The sequence below is a fragment of the Bradyrhizobium monzae genome (genome assembly GCF_021458635.1).
GTDB lineage: Bacteria > Pseudomonadota > Alphaproteobacteria > Rhizobiales > Xanthobacteraceae > Bradyrhizobium.
Window position 1 is genome coordinate 1 of sequence record NZ_JAIRDQ010000039.1, and the last position, 605, is coordinate 605.

The following is a 605-nucleotide window of genomic DNA, read 5'->3' on the forward strand; positions in this document are numbered from 1 at the left end:
CCGCCGACCGCGTGCGGGTGCTGCGGCGGCAACCGCCTGCGCAAGCTTGGCGAAGACGTGACGCGGACGCTGGAGGTGGTGCCGCGGCAGTGGAAGGTGGTCGAGACGGTCCGGGAGAAGTTCTCCTGCCGCGACTGCGAGAAGATCAGCCAGGCGCCAGCGCCGTTCCATGCCATCGCCCGGGGATGGGCTGGTCCGAGCCTTTTGGCCATGATCATGTTCGAGAAGTTCGGCCAGCATCAGCCGTTGAACCGCCAGGCCGAGCGCTACGCCCTGGAAGGCGTGCCGATCGCGCTGTCAACCATAGCGGACGCCGTGGGATCGGTCTGTGCGTCGCTGGATCCCCTCCTGCGCCTGGTCGAAGCCCATGTCATGGCGGCCGAGCGCCTTCATGCCGATGATACGACCGTGCCAGTGCTGGCCAAGGGCAAGACCGATACGGCACGATGCTGGATCTACGTCCGGGACGACCGGCCGTTTAGCGGTGCGGGTCCGCCGGCGGCGATGTTCTACTACTCGCGTGATCGCAAGGGCGAGCATCCCCAGGCGCATCTGGCCCGATATACCGGCATCCTGCAGGCCGACGCCTATGACGGGTACAACCA

General features: G+C 66.6%; 1 protein-coding gene. It reads left to right on the forward strand.

Annotation, left to right across the window (positions count from 1 at the left end; all coding sequences use genetic code 11):
* Positions 1-605, forward strand: a 605-nt coding sequence (gene tnpC / locus K3F49_RS39055; RefSeq protein ID WP_234686160.1) for an IS66 family transposase, incomplete at both ends; no start/stop codon positions are given.